This window comes from Streptomyces tendae (assembly GCF_014650435.1).
In the GTDB taxonomy this organism is placed as follows: domain Bacteria; phylum Actinomycetota; class Actinomycetes; order Streptomycetales; family Streptomycetaceae; genus Streptomyces; species Streptomyces tendae.
Genome location: NZ_BMUY01000013.1, coordinates 1 through 18,055, shown reverse-complemented (window position 1 = coordinate 18,055; position 18,055 = coordinate 1). Strand labels below are relative to the sequence as shown.

Sequence of the window (18,055 nt, the reverse complement as noted above, 5' to 3'; positions counted from 1 at the left end):
ACCGGGCCCGGCTCCGGGCCCGCAGTCGGTGCTGGAGCCGGTGCCGGACTCGCGGCCGGTGCCGCCACCCGTCGCGACGCCGTCAGACGGCGACTTCGTGCGCGTACGGCGGTTCCGCGCCCGCACGGGAACAGGTGACCGCCGCCGCGCGGGCGGCGAAGCCCAGCAGCCCCGCCCAGCCGTCAGGTCCCAGCGCGGCCACGGCCGCGTCGTCGAGGGCGTCCCGGGCCGCGAGCCCGTGCAGGAGCGCCGCGTTCACCGTGTCGCCCGCTCCGATGGTGTCCACCACCTCGACGCGCTCGCCCGGCACCGTGTACTCGCCCCCGTCACGGGTGAAGGCCGTCAGCCCGTCGCCGCCCCGGGTGACCACGACCGCGGACGGCCCCGCCGCGAGCCACTCCCGGGGCGTGCCGCCGAGCCACTCGGCGTCCTCGGCGGACAGCTTCAGCAGCGACACCGACGGCAGCCAGCTCTTGAACCGGGCCCGGTAGGCGTCCGGGTCCGGGATCAGCCCGGCCCGGATGTTGGGGTCCAGCGCGGTGAACACGCCCCGCGCGGCCGTCTCGCGCAGCAGTTCCTCGTACGCGCTCGCGCCCGGCTCCAGCACCAGCGAACAGGTCCCGAAGGAGACGGCCCGGGTGCCCGCCGGCAGATCGGCGGGCAGCCGGAACAGCCGGTCCGCCGTGCCGTCCACGTAGAAGGAGTACGCGGCGGATCCGTCCGCGTCGAGCGAGGCCACGGCGAGGGTCGTCGGCTCGGTCCCGCGCTGCACCGGGGACACGTCGACGCCGGTCTCGCGCAACCGGTCAAGCAACGCCTCGCCGAAGGCGTCGTACGACACCCGGGAGCAGAACGCGGCGGGTGAGCCGAGGCGGCCCAGCGCGACGGCGGTGTTGTACGGGCCGCCGCCGAGCGCGGGCCGCAGCGCGGCGAGGGCGCCCGTGCCCTGCGGTACCAGGTCGATCAGTGCCTCACCGGCGACGACGATCACGGGAGGGTCCTTTCGTGGGCCTTGGCATGGGCTTCCCCGGACTGCCCGGAGAGCGGTGCGGGCCGCTCGGCGCAGCCGCAGGAGTCGCGGTGGACGAAGGTGCAGGGCAGCCGCAGGGTCCGCGCGGGCCGGTCCGGTGCGGCGAGGCGGTCGAGGAGCAGCCGGACGGCCTCCGCCCCGATGTCCCTGCTGGGCTGGGCGATGGCGGTGAGCCGGGGGGAGAAGAGGTCCGCCCAGGCGAAGTCGTCGAAGCAGCCCAGGGCGAGGTCACCGGGCACGGACAGCCCCCGGTCCCGGAGGGCGCGCAGGGCGCCGATGGTCATCGCGTTGTTGGCGGTGACCAGCGCGGTGGGCGGCACCGCCAGGGACAGCAGCTCCGCCGTGGCCCGCTCGCCGCCGGCCGCCTCGGAGTCGCCGTGGACCAGCAGCCGCTCGTCGAACGGCAGCCCGGCGACGGCGAGGCCGTGCCGGTACCCGGTGATCCGCTCGCGGGTGGTGCTGAGCCCCGGCCGGCCCGCGACCAGGCCGATCCGGCGATGGCCCAGTCCGGCGAGATGGCCCACCAGCCCGGTCGTCGGCTCGGCGCTCTCGGCGCAGACCTGGTCGAAGCGCGGGGCGTCCCCGTCCTTGGGCACGTCGACGACCCGGTCGAGGAAGACGGCCGGCACCCGGTGGCGCGTGAGGTAGGCGAGGAGGTCCCGGGGCTCGGCGGAGGGCGCGACGATCATGCCGTCCACCCGCCGCTCGTGCAGCAGCCGGACCACCTCGCACTCGTGCGCGGGATCGTCGTGCGGATCGGCGATGAGCAGGCTGTAACCGTGCTCCAGGGCACTGGCCTCGACACCCTGGAGGATCTCCGTGAAGTACGGGTTGCTGATCGCCGACACCGCGAGCCCGATGGAGCGGGTGCGGGCGGTCACCAGGGAACGGGCCAGGGTGTTCGTCGTGTAGCCCAGCTCCTCGACGGCGTCCAGCACCGCCTGACGCGTGTGCGGCAGCACCGGGCGGGTGTCGTTGAGCACGTGCGAGACGGTCGCCACGGAGACCCCGGCGCTCCGTGCGACATCGGCCATGGTCGCCACCGGCGTACCCCCTTCGCGTGCGGTCGCGCCGTGGCGGGACCGTACCCCATGCCCCGGCGTCGCGTAAACGCTTGCGCAAGCGTTTACGCGGTCTCCGGCGAAGGCATCGCCGGAGCACCTCGTCCCGGGCCACCCGGCCCGCGGGACCGCCCGGCCCGCCGGATATCGTCGCCCTGCACCCGCACACCCCGGCGCACCCCCGCCCCACCCGTCCCGACACCCGCTCCGACCAGTGGAGATCGCATGCCCGGCCGTCCCGCCCCGAGCCGCCGTACCGTCCTGCGTTCGGCCGCCGCCACGCCCGTCGCCGGGCTCGGCCTGGCCGCCTGCTCCCCGGGCGACGACGGAGCCGCGCCGGCCAGGCCGACCGCACCCGTGGACCTCGGCGCCGACGGCGAGGTCGCCAAGGGCGCGACCAAGCTCTTCCCGGACGGCAACGTGGTGGTCAGCCGGGCCGCGGACGGCTCCCTGAAGGCATTCAGCACGGTGTGCACGCACGCGGGGTGCCCCATCAAGAAGCTGGCGGGGACCAAGCTCGTCTGCGACTGCCACGGCAGCGAGTTCGACGCCCGTACCGGCGAGGTGCTGCACGCCCCGGCGACCGTGCCGCTCGTCGAACTGCCCGTCGAGGTGAAGCAGGGCCGGATCGTCGCGAGCCCGGGGACCTGACCGGCTGGAGGCCGACGGGCCGGTGCCCTACTCCCAGTCCCAGCCGATCCCCAGCATCCCCGACCTGACCCGCGGCTCCACGAGGTGCACCGAGCGGTGCCGCCCGCTGAGCACCAGCTCCTGCCGCCCGCCGCGCGGTGCCGCAGGGGAGTGCTGCGTGAACCGATAACAGCGCACCGGGAGGGCCGCGGCGTCGAAACGCACCTGGAGCGCGTACTGCCCGCCCGCCGTGCCGAACCCCCGGACGTACTCGCGCGACACACCGGCCGTGCCGTCCTCGACGCCGTAGCGGAACAGGTGGGTGTCGCCCGCCCGCAGCCGCGTGTCGAAGAGCAGCTCCGTCACGAGGACACCGGTCTCCTGGTGGCTGCGTACACGTCCCGTGCGGCAGTTCTCCAGCGCGTGGACGCTCATCCGCGCGGGGACGCACCCCGGATCGCCGTAGTGGACGGCGACGAAGCGGTCGACGCCGTCGCGGTGGGCGCGCACGATGAGGTGCGACTCGCGCCCGGCCAGTTCCCGGCCGGGCCCGATCCGGATCCGTTCGTGGTGCCCGAGGGTGTGCACCCCGCCGTCCGGCGCCGGGTACCCCAGTTCGGCCAGCAGCCCGTCCAGGACGCCCGATGCCGCCAGGTGGGCGCGGTAGGAGCGCCCCGCGGGCGGTCGCTCCGAGGTCTCCGCGTCGGCCTCGGAGAGCAGGCGTATCAGCGACTCCTCGGGCAACTGGAGTATCTCCTCCAGGGCACGCACGGCCCGCAGGGACTCCGGACGCTGCGGACGCCGGGCGCCCTGCTGCCAGTAGCTCAGACTCGTGACGCCCACCTTCACCCCGTGCCGCGACAGATGGTGCTGCACACGCTGCAGCGGCAGTCCGCGGGCGGCGATCGCCGCCCGCAGGGCGACGTGGAAGGGGCCGCCGCGCAGGGCAGAGTCGAGTTGCGCGGTGGCGACGTCCGCGTGCTGTGTGGCGTGCGGCATGCAGGGGCCCTTCTGTGAAGTTCACGACGGCTGGTCAGACCGTCGACACGGATCGGCCGGGGCCACCCGCCCCCGTCGCGGCGCAGAGGTCTTCACATCCGTACGCCGCGCTTCAGGGCCCCGAGTCCCTCCGCATTGAAGCGTGTTGACCTAGTCCGGACAACACTTGGCGCCCGACCGCCGTGCGCTCCTGGCCGAGAACGCACGGGCCCCGGCACAAGGGCCCACCCGGCGTGACCGACCGGTCCCGCACCGTCGTCCCCCGGCCTTCCCCGCCCGCTGTCCGCAGAGGCCCGGCCCGTCGTCCACAGCCCCGTCGAAGTGTCGGCCCGCGCCAGTAGGGTGTGAGTCATGGCCGACCCCTCCAGCTACCGCCCCAGGCCGGGAGAGATCCCGGACTCCCCGGGGGTGTACAGGTTCCGTGACGAGCACCGCCGGGTGATCTACGTCGGAAAGGCGAAGAGCCTGCGCCAGCGCCTGGCGAACTACTTCCAGGACCTGGCGAACCTGCACCCGCGCACCCGCACCATGGTCACGACCGCCGCGTCCGTGGAATGGACGGTGGTGTCCACGGAGGTCGAGGCGCTGCAGCTGGAGTACTCCTGGATCAAGGAGTACGACCCCCGGTTCAACGTCAAGTACCGCGACGACAAGAGCTACCCGTACCTCGCGGTGACGATGAACGAGGAATTCCCCCGCGTCCAGGTGATGCGCGGCCAGAAGAAGAAGGGCGTGCGCTACTTCGGGCCGTACGGGCACGCCTGGGCGATCCGCGACACGGTCGACCTCCTGCTGCGCGTCTTCCCGGTGCGCACCTGCTCCGCGGGCGTCTTCAAGAACGCCGCCCGCACCGGCCGCCCCTGCCTGCTCGGCTACATCGGCAAGTGCTCGGCGCCCTGCGTCGGCCGCATCACGCCCGACGACCACTGGGACCTGGCCGACGAGTTCTGCGACTTCATGGCCGGCCGCACCGGTACCTACCTGCGCCGCCTGGAGCGGCAGATGGCCGAGGCGGCCGAGGAGATGGAGTACGAGCGGGCGGCCCGCCTGCGGGACGACATCGGGGCGCTCAAGAAGGCCATGGAGAAGAGCGCGGTCGTGCTCGCCGACGCCACCGACGCCGACCTGATCGCCGTCGCCGAGGACGAGCTGGAGGCGGCCGTCCAGATCTTCCACGTGCGCGGCGGCCGTGTGCGGGGCCAGCGCGGCTGGGTCACCGACAAGGTGGAGGAGATCACCACCGGCGCCCTCGTCGAGCACGCCCTCCAGCAGTTGTACGGCGAGGAGAGCGGGGACGCCGTGCCCAAGGAGGTCCTGGTTCCCGCCCTGCCCGACCCGGTGGAGCCCGTCCAGCAGTGGCTGACCGAGCGCCGCGGATCGGGCGTGTCGCTGCGCATCCCGCAGCGCGGCGACAAGAAGGCGCTGATGGAGACCGTCCAGCGCAACGCCCAGCAGGCCCTCGTCCTGCACAAGACCAAGCGCGCCTCCGACCTGACGACGCGCTCGCGCGCGCTGGAGGAGATCGCCGAGGCCCTCGACCTGGACAGTGCCCCGCTGCGGATCGAGTGCTACGACATCTCGCACCTCCAGGGCGACGACGTCGTGGCCTCCATGGTCGTCTTCGAGGACGGACTGGCCCGGAAGAGCGAATACCGGCGGTTCCAGATCAAGGGCTTCGAGGGACAGGACGACGTCCGTTCCATGCACGAGGTCATCACCCGCCGCTTCCGCCGCTATCTCGCCGAGAAGGAGAAGACCGGCGAGTGGGCGGACGGCGAGGACCTGACCGACGGCGACCGGCCCACGACCGGCGCGGACGCCACGGAGAACGGTGCGGCGCCCACGGAGAACGGCGCGGCGCCCACGCACGGGCCCGCACTCGCGGACGAGCCCGCGCTCACGGACGGCCCGGCGCTCAAGGACGACGACGGCCGGCCCAAGCGCTTCGCGTACCCGCCCCAGCTCGTCGTCGTCGACGGCGGGCAGCCCCAGGTCGCCGCCGCCCAGCGGGCGCTGGACGACCTGGGCATCGACGACATCGCGGTGTGCGGGCTCGCCAAGCGCCTGGAGGAGGTCTGGCTGCCCCGCGAGGACGACCCGGTCGTCCTGCCCCGCACCAGCGAGGGCCTCTACCTGCTGCAGCGGGTCCGCGACGAGGCCCACCGCTTCGCGATCACCTACCAGCGCGCCAAGCGCGCCAAGCGCTTCCGCTCCAGTCCGCTGGACGACGTGCCCGGCCTGGGGGAGACCCGGAAACAGGCGCTGATCAAGCACTTCGGTTCGGTGAAGAAGCTGCGGTCGGCGACGATCGACCAGATCTGCGAGGTGCCCGGCATAGGCCGCAAGACGGCCGAGACCGTCGCCGTGGCCCTCGCCGGGGCCACCCCGGCCGCGCCCGCCGTGAACACGGCGACCGGAGAGATCATGGATGACGACGACGGGGCACCCGAGACGACGGCGGATGCCCCGGGGGAGCCCGTGTCCGCGGGCACCCCGGACGAACGACGGGGGCAGGAGAGATGACCGAGCACGAGGCACGGCCCGCAGCGGAACGAGAACAGGCACGGCCCGCAGCCGGGCGAGAACAGGCGCAGCCCCCGACGGGACAGGAAAAGCCCCGGGGCGCAGCCGAACGGGAACAGACCCGCGACGACGGAGCACAGGTGAGTACGGGCAAGGAAACGGCCGGGGCGCACGAGGCGGCCATCCCCGAGCTGGTGATCATCTCCGGCATGTCCGGGGCCGGCCGCTCGACGGCCGCCAAGTGTCTGGAGGACCTCGGCTGGTTCGTCGTCGACAACCTGCCGCCCGCGCTGATCCCCACCATGGTCGAGCTCGGCGCCCGCTCCCAGGGCAACGTGGCCCGCATCGCGGTGGTCGTCGACGTCCGCGGCCGGCGCTTCTTCGACAATCTGCGCGAGTCCCTCGCGGACCTCGACGCCCGCGGCGTCACCCGCCGCATCGTCTTCCTCGAGTCCTCCGACGACGCCCTGGTGCGCCGCTTCGAGTCGGTGCGCCGCCCGCACCCCCTCCAGGGCGACGGCCGGATCGTCGACGGCATCGCCGCCGAGCGCGCGCTCCTGCGCGAGCTGCGGGGCGACGCGGACCTGGTGATCGACACCTCCAGCCTCAACGTGCACGAGCTGCGCGCCAAGATGGACGCCCAGTTCGCCGGCGACCAGGAGCCCGAGCTGCGGGCCACGGTGATGTCCTTCGGCTTCAAGTACGGCCTCCCGGTCGACGCCGACCTCGTCGTCGACATGCGCTTCCTGCCCAACCCGCACTGGGTCCCGGAGCTGCGCCCCTTCACCGGCCTCAACGAGGAGGTGTCGAGCTACGTCCTCAACCAGCCCGGGGCCAAGGAGTTCCTCGACCGCTATGCCGAGCTGCTCCAGCTGATCGCCGCGGGCTACCGTCGGGAGGGCAAGCGCTATGTGACCGTCGCCGTCGGCTGCACCGGCGGCAAGCACCGGTCCGTGGCCATGTCGGAGAAGCTCGCCGCCCGGCTCGCCGCCGAGGGCGTGGAGACGGTGGTCGTCCACCGGGACATGGGACGGGAATGACAGGGGAATGACAGGACGCACTCCGCGGCTGAGCCGGCTGCGCCGGGTGGTGCCCGAGGGACGCGGCGGCAGACCCGCCGACGCCCGCGCCGCCCGGCCCGAACAGGCGCGCGGCGGCAAGCCGCGCCGCCGGGGCGCCCAGCCCAAGGTCGTCGCCCTCGGCGGCGGCATGGGCCTGTCCGCCTCGCTCGCCGCACTGCGCCGGATCACCGGCGACCTCACCGCCGTCGTCACCGTCGCCGACGACGGAGGCTCCAGCGGGCGCCTGCGCGACGAGCTGGGCGTCCTGCCGCCCGGCGACCTGCGCAAGGCGCTGGCCGCGCTGTGCGGCGACGACGACTGGGGCCAGACCTGGGCCCGCGTCATCCAGCACCGCTTCCAGTCCCAAGGCGACCTGCACGAACACGCGGTCGGCAATCTGCTGATCGTGGCCCTGTGGGAGCAGCTCGGCGACCACGTCCAGGCGCTGGACCTGGTGGGCAAGCTGCTCGGCGCGCACGGCCGGGTGCTGCCCATGTCCGCCGTGCCGCTGGAGCTCCAGGCCCTGGTCAGGGGCCACGACCCGGAGCGGCCCGACGAGGTGGACACCGTACGGGGGCAGGCGACCGTGGCTCTCACGCCCGGCGAGGTGCAGTCCGTGCACCTGGTGCCCAGCGACCCGCCCGCCGTCCCCGAGGCGGTCGACGCCGTCCTGGACGCCGACTGGGTGGTGCTCGGTCCCGGTTCCTGGTTCTCCTCGGTCATCCCGCACCTGCTCGTGCCTGATCTGCTGGACGCGCTGGTCGAGACGAAGGCGCGCCGGGTGCTCTCGCTGAACCTCGCCCCCCAGCCCGGAGAAACTGAGGGCTTCTCCCCGCAGCGTCATTTGGAGGTTTTGGGACGACACGCCCCTAAACTCGCCCTGGACGTGGTGCTGGCCGACGAGGCCGCCGTGCCCGACCGTGACTCGCTCACCGACGCCGCGAAACGGTTCGGCGCCGCGGTCGAGCTGGCTCCGGTCGCCCGGACCGACGGGACCCCGAGGCACGACCCGGAGCTGCTGGCCGCCGCGTACGACCGTATTTTTCGGATGCATGGAAGGATCGGCCCATGGCGATGACGGCAGCGGTGAAGAGCGAGATCTCCCAGCTCCCCGTCACCCGGACCTGCTGCAGAAAGGCGGAGGTCTCCGCCGTCCTGCGGTTCGCCGGCGGCCTCCACCTGGTGAGCGGACGCATCGTGATCGAGGCGGAGCTGGACACCGGGAACGCGGCCCGTCGGCTCAAGCGGGACATCCTGGAGATCTTCGGGCACAGCTCGGAGCTGATCGTGATGGCGCCGGGCGGGCTGCGCCGCGGTTCGCGTTTCGTGGTCCGGGTGGTCGCGGGCGGTGACCAGCTGGCCCGGCAGACCGGCCTGGTGGACGGCCGGGGCCGCCCGATCCGGGGCCTGCCGCCGCAGGTGGTCTCGGGGGCCACCTGCGACGCCGAGGCCGCCTGGCGCGGGGCCTTCCTGGCGCACGGCTCGCTCACCGAGCCCGGCCGCTCCTCCTCCCTGGAGGTGACCTGCCCGGGACCCGAGGCGGCGCTCGCCCTGGTCGGCGCCGCCCGTCGGCTGTCGATCCCGGCCAAGGCCCGCGAGGTGCGCGGCGTGGACCGGGTCGTGGTCCGCGACGGCGACGCGATCGGCGCCCTGCTCACCCGGCTCGGCGCCCACGACTCGGTGCTGGCCTGGGAGGAGCGCAGGCTGCGGCGCGAGGTCCGCGCCACCGCCAACCGGCTCGCCAACTTCGACGACGCCAACCTGCGCCGCTCCGCCCGCGCGGCCGTCGCTGCCGGTGCCCGGGTGCAGCGGGCCCTGGAGATCCTCGCCGACGACGTGCCCGAGCACCTCGCCGCGGCGGGGCGCCTGCGCATGGAGCACAAGCAGGCGTCCCTGGAGGAGCTGGGCGCCCTCGCCGACCCGCCGCTGACCAAGGACGCCGTCGCGGGCCGCATCCGCCGCCTGCTGGCCATGGCCGACAAGCGGGCCTCGGACCTCGGCATCGCCGGTACGGACGCCAACCTCGGTGAGGAGGAGCTGGCCGACAACCTCGTCGGCTGACCGGACGCCTCCGTACGCCGTGCCTCCGGGCCGGCCGCGCGGAACGAGGACAACGTGCCGGTGCCGGCGCCCACTTGGGTGACCGGCACCGGCTTTCGCGTGTCCTTGCCGCACTCTTGACTCGATCATGAGCTGTCATGAGCCTGGCATCTGTTCGCCGCTGTGGCGGACGCAGGCCTGTCGGACAGGCCCCATCTAGGGGGGTTCATGAGACGAAGAGCGAGATCGATCCTCGCTGTCGGCGCGCTCCTGATCGGCGGAGCGAGCTTCGCGCCCATCGCCCAGGCACAACCCGCGGACCCGGGAACCCCGGACGCGAACGAAGTGAAGGTCTTCCGCGCCGACGTCACCAAGGAGCAGGTACCCCTGCTACTGGCGACCGGCCAGGACGGCCACGAACTCGGCGAGCAGGTACCCGACCGGGGGACCGCCGCCGTCGAGCTGTACCTCACCGAGAAGCAGGCCGGCACGCTGGAGGAACAGGGCGTCGACCTCACCGAGCACACCCTGTCCACCCAGGCCGAGAAGCGCGTCGAGAGCGCCGCCGACGGCGTCTTCCGCCCGTACAGCGGCAGCGGCGGCCTGCGCGAGGAGATTCTGCGGACCGCCCAGGAGAACCCCGGCCTCACCAAGGTCGTCTCCATCGGCAAGACGGTCAACGGCCAGGACATCCTGGCGCTCAAGCTCACCAAGCACGCGAAGAAGTCCAAGGACGGCTCCAAGCCCTCCGTCCTCTACATGTCCAACCAGCACGCGCGCGAGTGGATCACCCCGGAGATGACCCGGCGGCTGATGCACCACTACCTGGACAACTACAAGAAGGACCGGCGGATCAGGGAGATCGTCGACTCCACCGAGCTGTGGTTCGTCCTGTCGGCCAACCCCGACGGCTACGACTACACCTTCGAGAGCACCGACAACCGCCTCTGGCGCAAGAACCTGCGCGACGTCAACGGCGACGGCACCATCAGCACCGGCGACGGCGTCGACCTCAACCGGAACTTCGCCTACAAGTGGGGTTACGACGACGAGGGCTCGTCCCCCAACCCCACCAGCGAGACCTACCGCGGCGCGAGCCCCGGCTCCGAGCCCGAGACCAAGGCGCTGGACGCCTTCCAGAAGCGCATCGGCTTCACGTACGGCATCAACTACCACTCCGCGGCCGAACTCCTCCTCTACGGCGTCGGCTGGCAGGTGGCCACCAACACCCCGGACGACGTCCTCTACAAGGCGCTGGCCGGCACCCCCGACAACTCGGCGATCCCCGGCTACCACCCGCAGGTCTCCTCGGAGCTGTACACCACCAACGGCGAGGCCGACGGGCACGCGGCCAACGTCAACGGCATGGCGATGTTCACCCCGGAGATGTCGACCTGCAAGACGGCCTCCGACGTGGACCCCGACGACCAGTGGAACGCGCGCGACTGCCAGTCCGGGTTCAACTTCCCCGACGACGAGAAGCTGATCCAGCAGGAGTTCGCCAAGAACGTCCCGTTCGCGCTCTCCGTCGCCGAGACCGCCGCCCACCCCGACCGGCCGTCCTCCTCGGTCGGCCTGGACGCAGCCGACTTCACCCCGGCCCCCTTCACCACCTCCTACGCGCGCGGCGCCGACCAGGAGGTCTCCGTCGTCGTCCGCAAGTCCGTGCGCGACAAGGAGCTGAAGTACCGCGTCAACGGCGGACGCACCCACGACACGGCGCTGCGGCCCTGGCGGGGCGGCGAGACGTACGGCGGCGAGGACAACCTCTACTTCGACGAGTACCGGGCCAAGGTCAGGGGCGCCGACCCCGGCGACCGCGTCGAGGTCTGGTTCACCGGAGAAAAGCCGCGAGGCAGCCACGACCGGCACGGCAAGCGCACCGAGAGCGAGCACTTCACCTACACGGTCGCCGAGCGGCCCCGCGCCGACGTCCTCGTCGTCGCCGAGGAGGGCGCGAAGGCCACGCAGACACAGACGTACCTGGACGCGCTCAAGGCCAACGGCCAACGCGCCGCCGTCTGGGACGTCGCCACGCAGGGCGCCCCCGACGCGCTCGGCGTCCTCGGCCACTTCGACACGGTCGTCCACTACACGGGCGCCGCGGTGCCCGGCAACGCCACTCAGCTCCAGCTGCGGGCCTTCCTCAACGAGGGCGGCAAGCTGATCGAGGCCGGCGAGCAGGCGGGCGGCGACGTCGACCTCGGCGGCGGCACCCTCTCCGACGACTTCAGCCAGTACTACCTGGGCGCCTACACCCGCACCGCCACCTCCGGCGCCACCGGGTTCACCGGCTCCGGCAAGCTCGACAAGGCCGACGGCACCCTCGGCGACGCCCCCGGCAACCCGCTGGACGCCGCCGGAACCTACAGCGTGACCTCCGACGAGCTGGACCCCGGCACCTACCCGCAGTTCGCGAGCGAGGGCGCCGGGAAGTTCGCCGGGACGGTCAACCCGTACGGTCCCTACGCGGGGGAGTGGATGGCCGCCGCCGTCCACACCGACGACGCCTACAAGCGCCTCACCCGCACCGTCGACCTCACCGGAGTCACCGCCTCCGAGCGCCCCACGCTCCGCACCCAGCTGCTGTGGGACACCGAGCGCGGCTACGACCACGCCCTGGTCGAGGCGCACACCACCGGCGCCGACGACTGGACCACCCTGCCCGAGGCGAACGGCGCCACCGGCACCGCCGTACCCGCCGAGTGCGCGGCCGGGTTCTACATGGGCGAGCACCCCTGGCTCGGGCACTACCTGACCCTCTCCGACGAGGGCTGCACCGCGACCGGCACCACCGGCCAGTGGAACAGCCTCACCGGCTCCTCCGGCGGCTGGAAGCAGGTCGAGTTCGACCTGAGCGCCTACGCCGGGAAGTCCGTGGAGCTGTCGATCGCCTACGTCACCGACCCCGGCAGCGGCGGCCGCGGCGTCCTCGCCGACGAGGCATCCCTGGTCGTCGGGGGCACGGCGACGCAGACCGAGGGCTTCGAGACCTCGCTGGGCGCCTGGCAGGTCTCCGGGCCCCCGGCGGGCAGCCCGGCCGTCCTGAAGGACTGGACCCGCACCGGAACCCTGTTCCAGACCTACGGCGCCGTCACCACGGACGACACCGTGCTGCTCGGCTTCGGCCTGGAGCACCTCGCCGAACCGGCCGCCCGCGCGGCACTGGTCCGGCAGGCGCTGCGTGCCCTGGACGAGTGAATCCCGGTGTGCGGGGGACTGACCCGGTGTAACCAAATCGGGTGATCGGTCCCCGTAGCCCAGGGCGGTCCGTACCCCTACTGGCGGGTACGGACCGCCCTGCCGGGTATGGGGCGTCTCGATGTCACCCCCGACGCCGTAGGGAGGTAGGGTCGGAGGTGGTCGGGGACATCCCAAATACAGCTCGCCGGCACATCGGGCCGGCGTACCAACGAGGAGATCGGTTCGTGACGATCCGCGTAGGCATCAACGGCTTTGGCCGCATCGGTCGTAACTACTTCCGCGCGCTGCTGGAGCAGGGTGCGGACATCGAGATCGTGGCTGTCAACGACCTGGGTGACACCGCGACCACCGCCCACCTGCTGAAGTACGACACCATCCTCGGCCGCCTCAAGGCGGAGGTCTCGCACACCGAGGACACCATCACCGTCGACGGCAAGACCATCAAGGTCCTGTCCGAGCGCAACCCGGCCGAGATCCCCTGGGGCGAGCTGGGCGTCGACATCGTGATCGAGTCGACCGGCATCTTCACGAAGAAGGCGGACGCCGAGAAGCACATCGCCGGTGGCGCGAAGAAGGTCCTCATCTCGGCCCCGGCCAAGGACGAGGACATCACCATCGTGATGGGCGTCAACCAGGACAAGTACGACCCGGCGAACCACCACGTCATCTCCAACGCCTCCTGCACCACCAACTGTGTGGCGCCGATGGCCAAGGTCCTCGACGAGAACTTCGGCATCGTCAAGGGCCTGATGACGACCGTCCACGCGTACACGAACGACCAGCGCATCCTGGACTTCCCGCACAAGGACCTGCGCCGCGCCCGTGCCGCCGCGGAGAACATCATCCCGACCACCACCGGTGCCGCCAAGGCCACCGCGCTGGTCCTGCCGCAGCTCAAGGGCAAGCTCGACGGCATCGCGATGCGCGTCCCGGTCCCGACCGGCTCGGCCACCGACCTGGTCGTGGAGCTCCAGCGCGAGGTCACCAAGGACGAGGTCAACGCCGCGTTCAAGAAGGCCGCCGACGACGGCGACCTCAAGGGCATCCTGTTCTACACCGAGGACGCGATCGTCTCCTCGGACATCGTCGGCGACCCGGCGTCCTGCACCTTCGACTCCTCCCTGACCATGGTCCAGGAGGGCAAGTCGGTGAAGATCCTCGGCTGGTACGACAACGAGTGGGGCTACTCGAACCGCCTCGTCGACCTCACGGTCTTCGTCGGCAACCAGCTCTGATCGACTTCAGCAAGGCACCTCGATGCGGTAGCAGGGCTCGGACAGCGCAAGGTCGCGCTGCCCGGGCCCTGCGTCGCGTCCGCCGCCACCAGCCCTCGTAGGATCACGAGCGATCCGAGAACCCAGGAGCCCTCTTGAAGACGATCGACGAACTGCTCTCCGAAGGCGTCGCGGGCAAGCGCGTCTTCGTCCGCGCCGACCTGAACGTCCCGCTGGACGGCACCACCATCACCGACGACGGCCGCATCCGCGCGGTAGTGCCCACCGTCAAGGCGCTGGCCGACGCGGGCGCCCGCGTGATCGTCGCCTCGCACCTGGGCCGCCCCAAGGGCGCCCCGGACCCCGCCTTCTCCCTCGCCCCGGCCGCCGCCCGCCTCGGTGAGCTGCTCGGCGCCGACGTCGCCTTCGCCGAGGACACGGTCGGCACCTCCGCCGAGGCCGCCGTCGCCGGCCTCGCCGACGGCGGCGTCGCCGTCATCGAGAACCTGCGCTTCAACGCCGGCGAGACCAGCAAGGACGACGCCGAGCGCGCCGCCTTCGCCGACAGGCTGGCCGGCCTCGCGGACGTCTACGTCGGTGACGGCTTCGGCGCGGTGCACCGGAAGCACGCGTCCGTCTTCGACCTGCCGAAGCGGCTCCCGCACTACGCCGGGTACCTCATCGCCACCGAGGTCGGCGTCCTCAAGAAGCTCACCGACGACGTGAAGCGCCCCTACGTCGTCGCGCTCGGCGGCGCCAAGGTCTCCGACAAGCTCGCCGTCATCGACCAGCTGCTCGGCAAGGCCGACCGGCTCCTCATCGGCGGCGGCATGGCGTACACCTTCCTCAAGGCCAAGGGGTACGAGGTCGGCATCTCGCTGCTCCAGGAGGACCAGATCCCGGCGGTCCAGGAGTACATCGAGCGCGCCGAGAAGAACGGCGTCGAGCTGGTGCTGCCCGTCGACGTCCTGGTCGCTCCCGAGTTCCCCGACCTCAAGACGAAGGCCCCGGCCAACCCCACCACCGTCGCCGCGGACGCCATCCCGGCCGACCAGGAGGGTCTGGACATCGGTCCCGAGACCCGCAAGCTGTACGCATCGAAGCTCGCCGACGCCGGCACCGTCTTCTGGAACGGTCCCATGGGCGTCTTCGAGCACCCCGACTACGCCGAGGGCACCAAAGCGGTCGCCCAGGCCCTCGTCGACGCCCCGGGCTTCACCGTGGTCGGCGGCGGCGACTCCGCCGCGGCCGTGCGCACGCTCGGCTTCGACGAGAACGCATTCGGCCACATCTCGACCGGCGGCGGCGCCTCCCTCGAATACCTCGAGGGCAAGACGCTCCCCGGCCTCGCCGCACTGGAGGACTGACCCCGATGACCACCCGCACGCCGCTGATGGCGGGCAACTGGAAGATGAACCTCAACCACCTGGAGGCCATCGCCCACGTCCAGAAGCTCGCCTTCGCCCTCGCGGACAAGGACTACGACGCCGTCGAGGTCGCCGTCCTCGCCCCCTTCACCGACCTGCGCTCCGTGCAGACCCTGGTCGACGGGGACAAGCTCAAGATCAAGTACGGTGCCCAGGACATCTCCGCGCACGACGGCGGCGCCTACACCGGCGAGATCTCGGGCCCCATGCTGGCCAAGCTGAAGTGCACGTACGTGGCCGTCGGCCACTCCGAGCGCCGGCAGTACCACGCCGAGACCGACGAGATCGTGAACGCCAAGGTCAAGGCCGCCTACAAGCACGGCCTGACCCCGATCCTGTGCGTCGGCGAGGAGCTGGACGTCCGCGAGGCGGGCAACCACGTCGAGCACACCCTCGCCCAGGTCGAGGGCGGTCTGAAGGACCTCGCGGCGGAGCAGGCCGAGTCCGTCGTGATCGCCTACGAGCCCGTGTGGGCCATCGGCACCGGCAAGGTCTGCGGCGCCGACGACGCCCAGGAGGTCTGCGCGGCGATCCGCGGCAAGCTCGCCGAGCTGTACTCCCAGGAGCTGGCCGACAAGGTCCGCATCCAGTACGGCGGCTCCGTCAAGTCCGGCAACGTCGCCGAGATCATGGCGAAGCCCGACATCGACGGCGCCCTGGTCGGCGGCGCCTCGCTGGACTCGGACGAGTTCGTCAAGATCGTCCGCTTCCGCGACCAGTAGCCGGCGCCCGGTCGAGAGGCAGATCGACCAGTGAGTATGCGCTAGCGGCGATACGTCGTACCCTTGCGGGGGCATGGTGGCCTGCTGTCACCGTGCCCCCGTCGTTCACCGTCGTTCATCCGAATCCGAGGAAGTTGGTCCAGCCGTGGTTTTGGGGTTCTCGATCGCCCTGATCGTCTTCAGCCTGCTGCTGATGCTGCTGGTGCTGATGCACAAGGGGAAGGGCGGCGGCCTCTCCGACATGTTCGGTGGCGGCATGCAGTCGTCCGTCGGCGGCTCCTCGGTCGCCGAGCGCAACCTCGACCGGATCACCGTCGTGGTCGGTCTGGCCTGGTTCGCCTGCATCATGGTGCTCGGCCTGCTCATGAAGGCCAACAACTGAGGGGTCCCGTCACCCCGTCACACACTTGTGCACGTAAAGCCCCATGTCCGGTACGCGCCTCGGCGCGCCGCCTATCATGGGGCTTGCGTCTGTGCAGCGGAGCTTGTAACTCCAAATACTGGACGCGCGTTGGGCCTTACGTAGACTGAGGCGCTCGCAGCGAAGCGAAACGCCGACTCGCTTTGCGGCACCATCACGCAGGGAGTTACGACCGTGGCAAGTGGCAACGCGATCCGGGGAAGCCGGGTCGGGGCGGGGCCGATGGGCGAGGCCGAGCGCGGCGAGTCCGCGCCGCGTCTGCGCATCTCCTTCTGGTGCTCCAACGGACACGAGACACAGCCGAGCTTCGCGAGCGACGCCCAGGTCCCGGAGACCTGGGACTGCCCGCGCTGCGGCTTCCCCGCCGGACAGGACCGGGACAATCCTCCGGACCCGCCGCGTACCGAGCCCTACAAGACCCACCTCGCGTACGTGCGCGAGCGCCGCAGCGATGCGGACGGCGAGGCGATCCTCGCCGAGGCACTCGCCAAACTGCGCGGCGAGATCTAGCTCCGTACACCGTCGGTTTCCGTCTCCGTCGGTAGCCTTCACTCCTGATCACTTAGGTTGGAACAGCTGTACAGCCGGGACAGCTGGGACACCCAAGGAAGAAGGCTGACGTCCGACATGAACGCAGACGGCCGTACCAGGCTCCACCAGACGCCCGAATGGGCCGCGCTGGCCAAGCACCGCGAGCAGCTCGGCGAGGTGCGGTTGCGCGAGCTGTTCGCCGCGGCCCCGGAGCGCGGCACCGGCTGGACGCTCCGTGTGGGCGACCTGCACGTCGACTACTCGAAGCACCTGGTCACCGACGAGACGCTGGCCCTGCTCCAGGAACTGGCCACCGCCACCGACGTGTTCGGGCTGCGCGACGCCATGTTCCGCGGTGAGCGCATCAACATCACCGAGGACCGGGCGGTCCTGCACACCGCGCTGCGGGCGCCGCGGGACGCGGTGATCGAGGTCGACGGCGAGAACGTCGTCTCCAAGGTGCACGCCGTGCTGGACAAGATGGCCGGCTTCGCCGACCGGGTCCGCTCCGGCGAGTGGACCGGCCACACCGGCCGGCGCATCAGGAACGTCGTCAACATCGGCATCGGCGGCTCCGACCTCGGTCCGGCCATGGCCTACGAGGCGCTGCGGGCCTTCACCGACCGCTCGCTCACCCTCCGCTTCGTGTCCAACGTGGACGGCGCCGACCTGCACGAGGCGGTGCGGGACCTGGACCCGGCGGAGACGCTGTTCATCATCGCCTCCAAGACCTTCACCACCATCGAGACGATCACGAACGCCACCTCGGCCCGCTCCTGGCTGCTGGGCGGCCTCGGGGGTGACGAGAAGGCGGTCGCGAAGCACTTCGTGGCGCTGTCGACGAACGCCGGGAAGGTCTCCGGCTTCGGCATCGACACGGCCAACATGTTCGAGTTCTGGGACTGGGTCGGCGGCCGGTACTCCTTCGACTCGGCCATCGGGCTGTCGCTGATGATCGCCATCGGCCCGGACCGGTTCCGGGAGATGCTCGACGGCTTCCACCTGGTCGACGAGCACTTCCGCACCGCCCCCGCCGATTCCAACGTGCCGCTGCTGATGGGGCTGTTGGGCGTCTGGTACGGCAGCTTCCTGGGTGCGCAGTCGCATGCGGTGCTGCCGTACTCGCACTACCTGTCGAAGTTCACCGCGTACCTCCAGCAGCTGGACATGGAGTCCAACGGCAAGTCCGTGG

General features: G+C 71.5%; 15 protein-coding genes. 12 read left to right on the top strand and 3 right to left on the bottom strand.

Annotated elements, in window-relative coordinates:
• Nucleotides 1–82: 82 nt before the first annotated feature.
• Together IE258_RS29845 and IE258_RS29840 are read right to left on the bottom strand one after the other, a co-directional pair.
• Nucleotides 83–991 (bottom strand): carbohydrate kinase family protein, encoded by a 909-nt coding sequence (locus tag IE258_RS29845; protein WP_189748707.1) that lies wholly within the window; start codon nucleotides 989–991, stop codon nucleotides 83–85.
• A complete protein-coding gene (locus IE258_RS29840; RefSeq protein WP_189748704.1) occupies nucleotides 988–2,073 on the bottom strand; it encodes a LacI family DNA-binding transcriptional regulator in 1,086 nt (361 codons plus the stop codon). The genes IE258_RS29845 and IE258_RS29840 overlap by 4 nt, the downstream gene beginning before the upstream one ends.
• A gap of 243 nt (nucleotides 2,074–2,316) precedes the next feature.
• Here IE258_RS29840 and IE258_RS29835 point away from each other — a divergent pair, with 243 nt between their 5' ends.
• Nucleotides 2,317–2,742, top strand: coding sequence for a Rieske (2Fe-2S) protein (locus tag IE258_RS29835; RefSeq protein ID WP_189748700.1), 426 nt, complete (start codon nucleotides 2,317–2,319; stop codon nucleotides 2,740–2,742).
• Between the two features lie 27 nt (nucleotides 2,743–2,769).
• On the opposite strand, the gene IE258_RS29830 is transcribed toward IE258_RS29835, so the two are convergent.
• Nucleotides 2,770–3,720 (bottom strand): hypothetical protein, encoded by a 951-nt coding sequence (locus IE258_RS29830; RefSeq protein WP_189748689.1) that lies wholly within the window; start codon nucleotides 3,718–3,720, stop codon nucleotides 2,770–2,772.
• 351 nt (nucleotides 3,721–4,071) lie between these two features.
• On the opposite strand from IE258_RS29830, the gene uvrC reads away from it, so the two are divergent.
• From uvrC to pgi, 11 genes are all read left to right on the top strand, one after another.
• Nucleotides 4,072–6,243, top strand: coding sequence for an excinuclease ABC subunit UvrC (gene uvrC / locus IE258_RS29825; RefSeq protein WP_189748686.1), 2,172 nt, complete (start codon nucleotides 4,072–4,074; stop codon nucleotides 6,241–6,243).
• Complete coding sequence (rapZ, locus tag IE258_RS29820; protein ID WP_189748683.1) at nucleotides 6,240–7,283, top strand: RNase adapter RapZ; 1,044 nt, start codon at nucleotides 6,240–6,242, stop codon at nucleotides 7,281–7,283. The genes uvrC and rapZ overlap by 4 nt, the downstream gene beginning before the upstream one ends.
• Before the next feature lie 7 nt (nucleotides 7,284–7,290).
• Nucleotides 7,291–8,382: a gluconeogenesis factor YvcK family protein gene (locus tag IE258_RS29815; protein WP_115741545.1), complete on the top strand. Its 1,092-nt coding sequence runs from the start codon at nucleotides 7,291–7,293 to the stop codon at nucleotides 8,380–8,382.
• Nucleotides 8,373–9,365 carry a DNA-binding protein WhiA gene (gene whiA, locus IE258_RS29810; protein WP_003976869.1) on the top strand — a complete coding sequence of 331 codons (993 nt, stop codon included), beginning with the start codon at nucleotides 8,373–8,375 and terminating at the stop codon, nucleotides 9,363–9,365. The genes IE258_RS29815 and whiA overlap by 10 nt, the downstream gene beginning before the upstream one ends.
• A 207-nt stretch (nucleotides 9,366–9,572) precedes the next feature.
• A complete protein-coding gene (locus IE258_RS29805; protein WP_189748680.1) occupies nucleotides 9,573–12,545 on the top strand; it encodes a M14 family metallopeptidase in 2,973 nt (990 codons plus the stop codon).
• 227 nt (nucleotides 12,546–12,772) lie between these two features.
• The gene (gene gap, locus IE258_RS29800) at nucleotides 12,773–13,783 is read left to right on the top strand and encodes a type I glyceraldehyde-3-phosphate dehydrogenase (protein WP_102932174.1); all 1,011 of its coding nucleotides are present in this window, start codon (nucleotides 12,773–12,775) and stop codon (nucleotides 13,781–13,783) included.
• Nucleotides 13,784–13,917: 134 nt separating this feature from the next.
• Entirely contained in the window at nucleotides 13,918–15,129 is a 1,212-nt protein-coding gene (locus IE258_RS29795; protein WP_189748668.1) for a phosphoglycerate kinase, read from the top strand.
• A 5-nt stretch (nucleotides 15,130–15,134) separates the two neighbouring features.
• Nucleotides 15,135–15,911 carry a triose-phosphate isomerase gene (tpiA, locus tag IE258_RS29790; RefSeq protein ID WP_003976873.1) on the top strand — a complete coding sequence of 259 codons (777 nt, stop codon included), beginning with the start codon at nucleotides 15,135–15,137 and terminating at the stop codon, nucleotides 15,909–15,911.
• Between the two features lie 145 nt (nucleotides 15,912–16,056).
• Entirely contained in the window at nucleotides 16,057–16,293 is a 237-nt protein-coding gene (secG, locus tag IE258_RS29785) for a preprotein translocase subunit SecG (protein ID WP_016325957.1), read from the top strand.
• 213 nt (nucleotides 16,294–16,506) lie between these two features.
• A complete protein-coding gene (locus IE258_RS29780; protein WP_003976875.1) occupies nucleotides 16,507–16,842 on the top strand; it encodes an RNA polymerase-binding protein RbpA in 336 nt (111 codons plus the stop codon).
• A 117-nt stretch (nucleotides 16,843–16,959) separates the two neighbouring features.
• On the top strand, nucleotides 16,960–18,055 hold a 1,096-nt coding region (gene pgi / locus IE258_RS29775), incomplete at its 3' end, for a glucose-6-phosphate isomerase (RefSeq protein WP_189748664.1).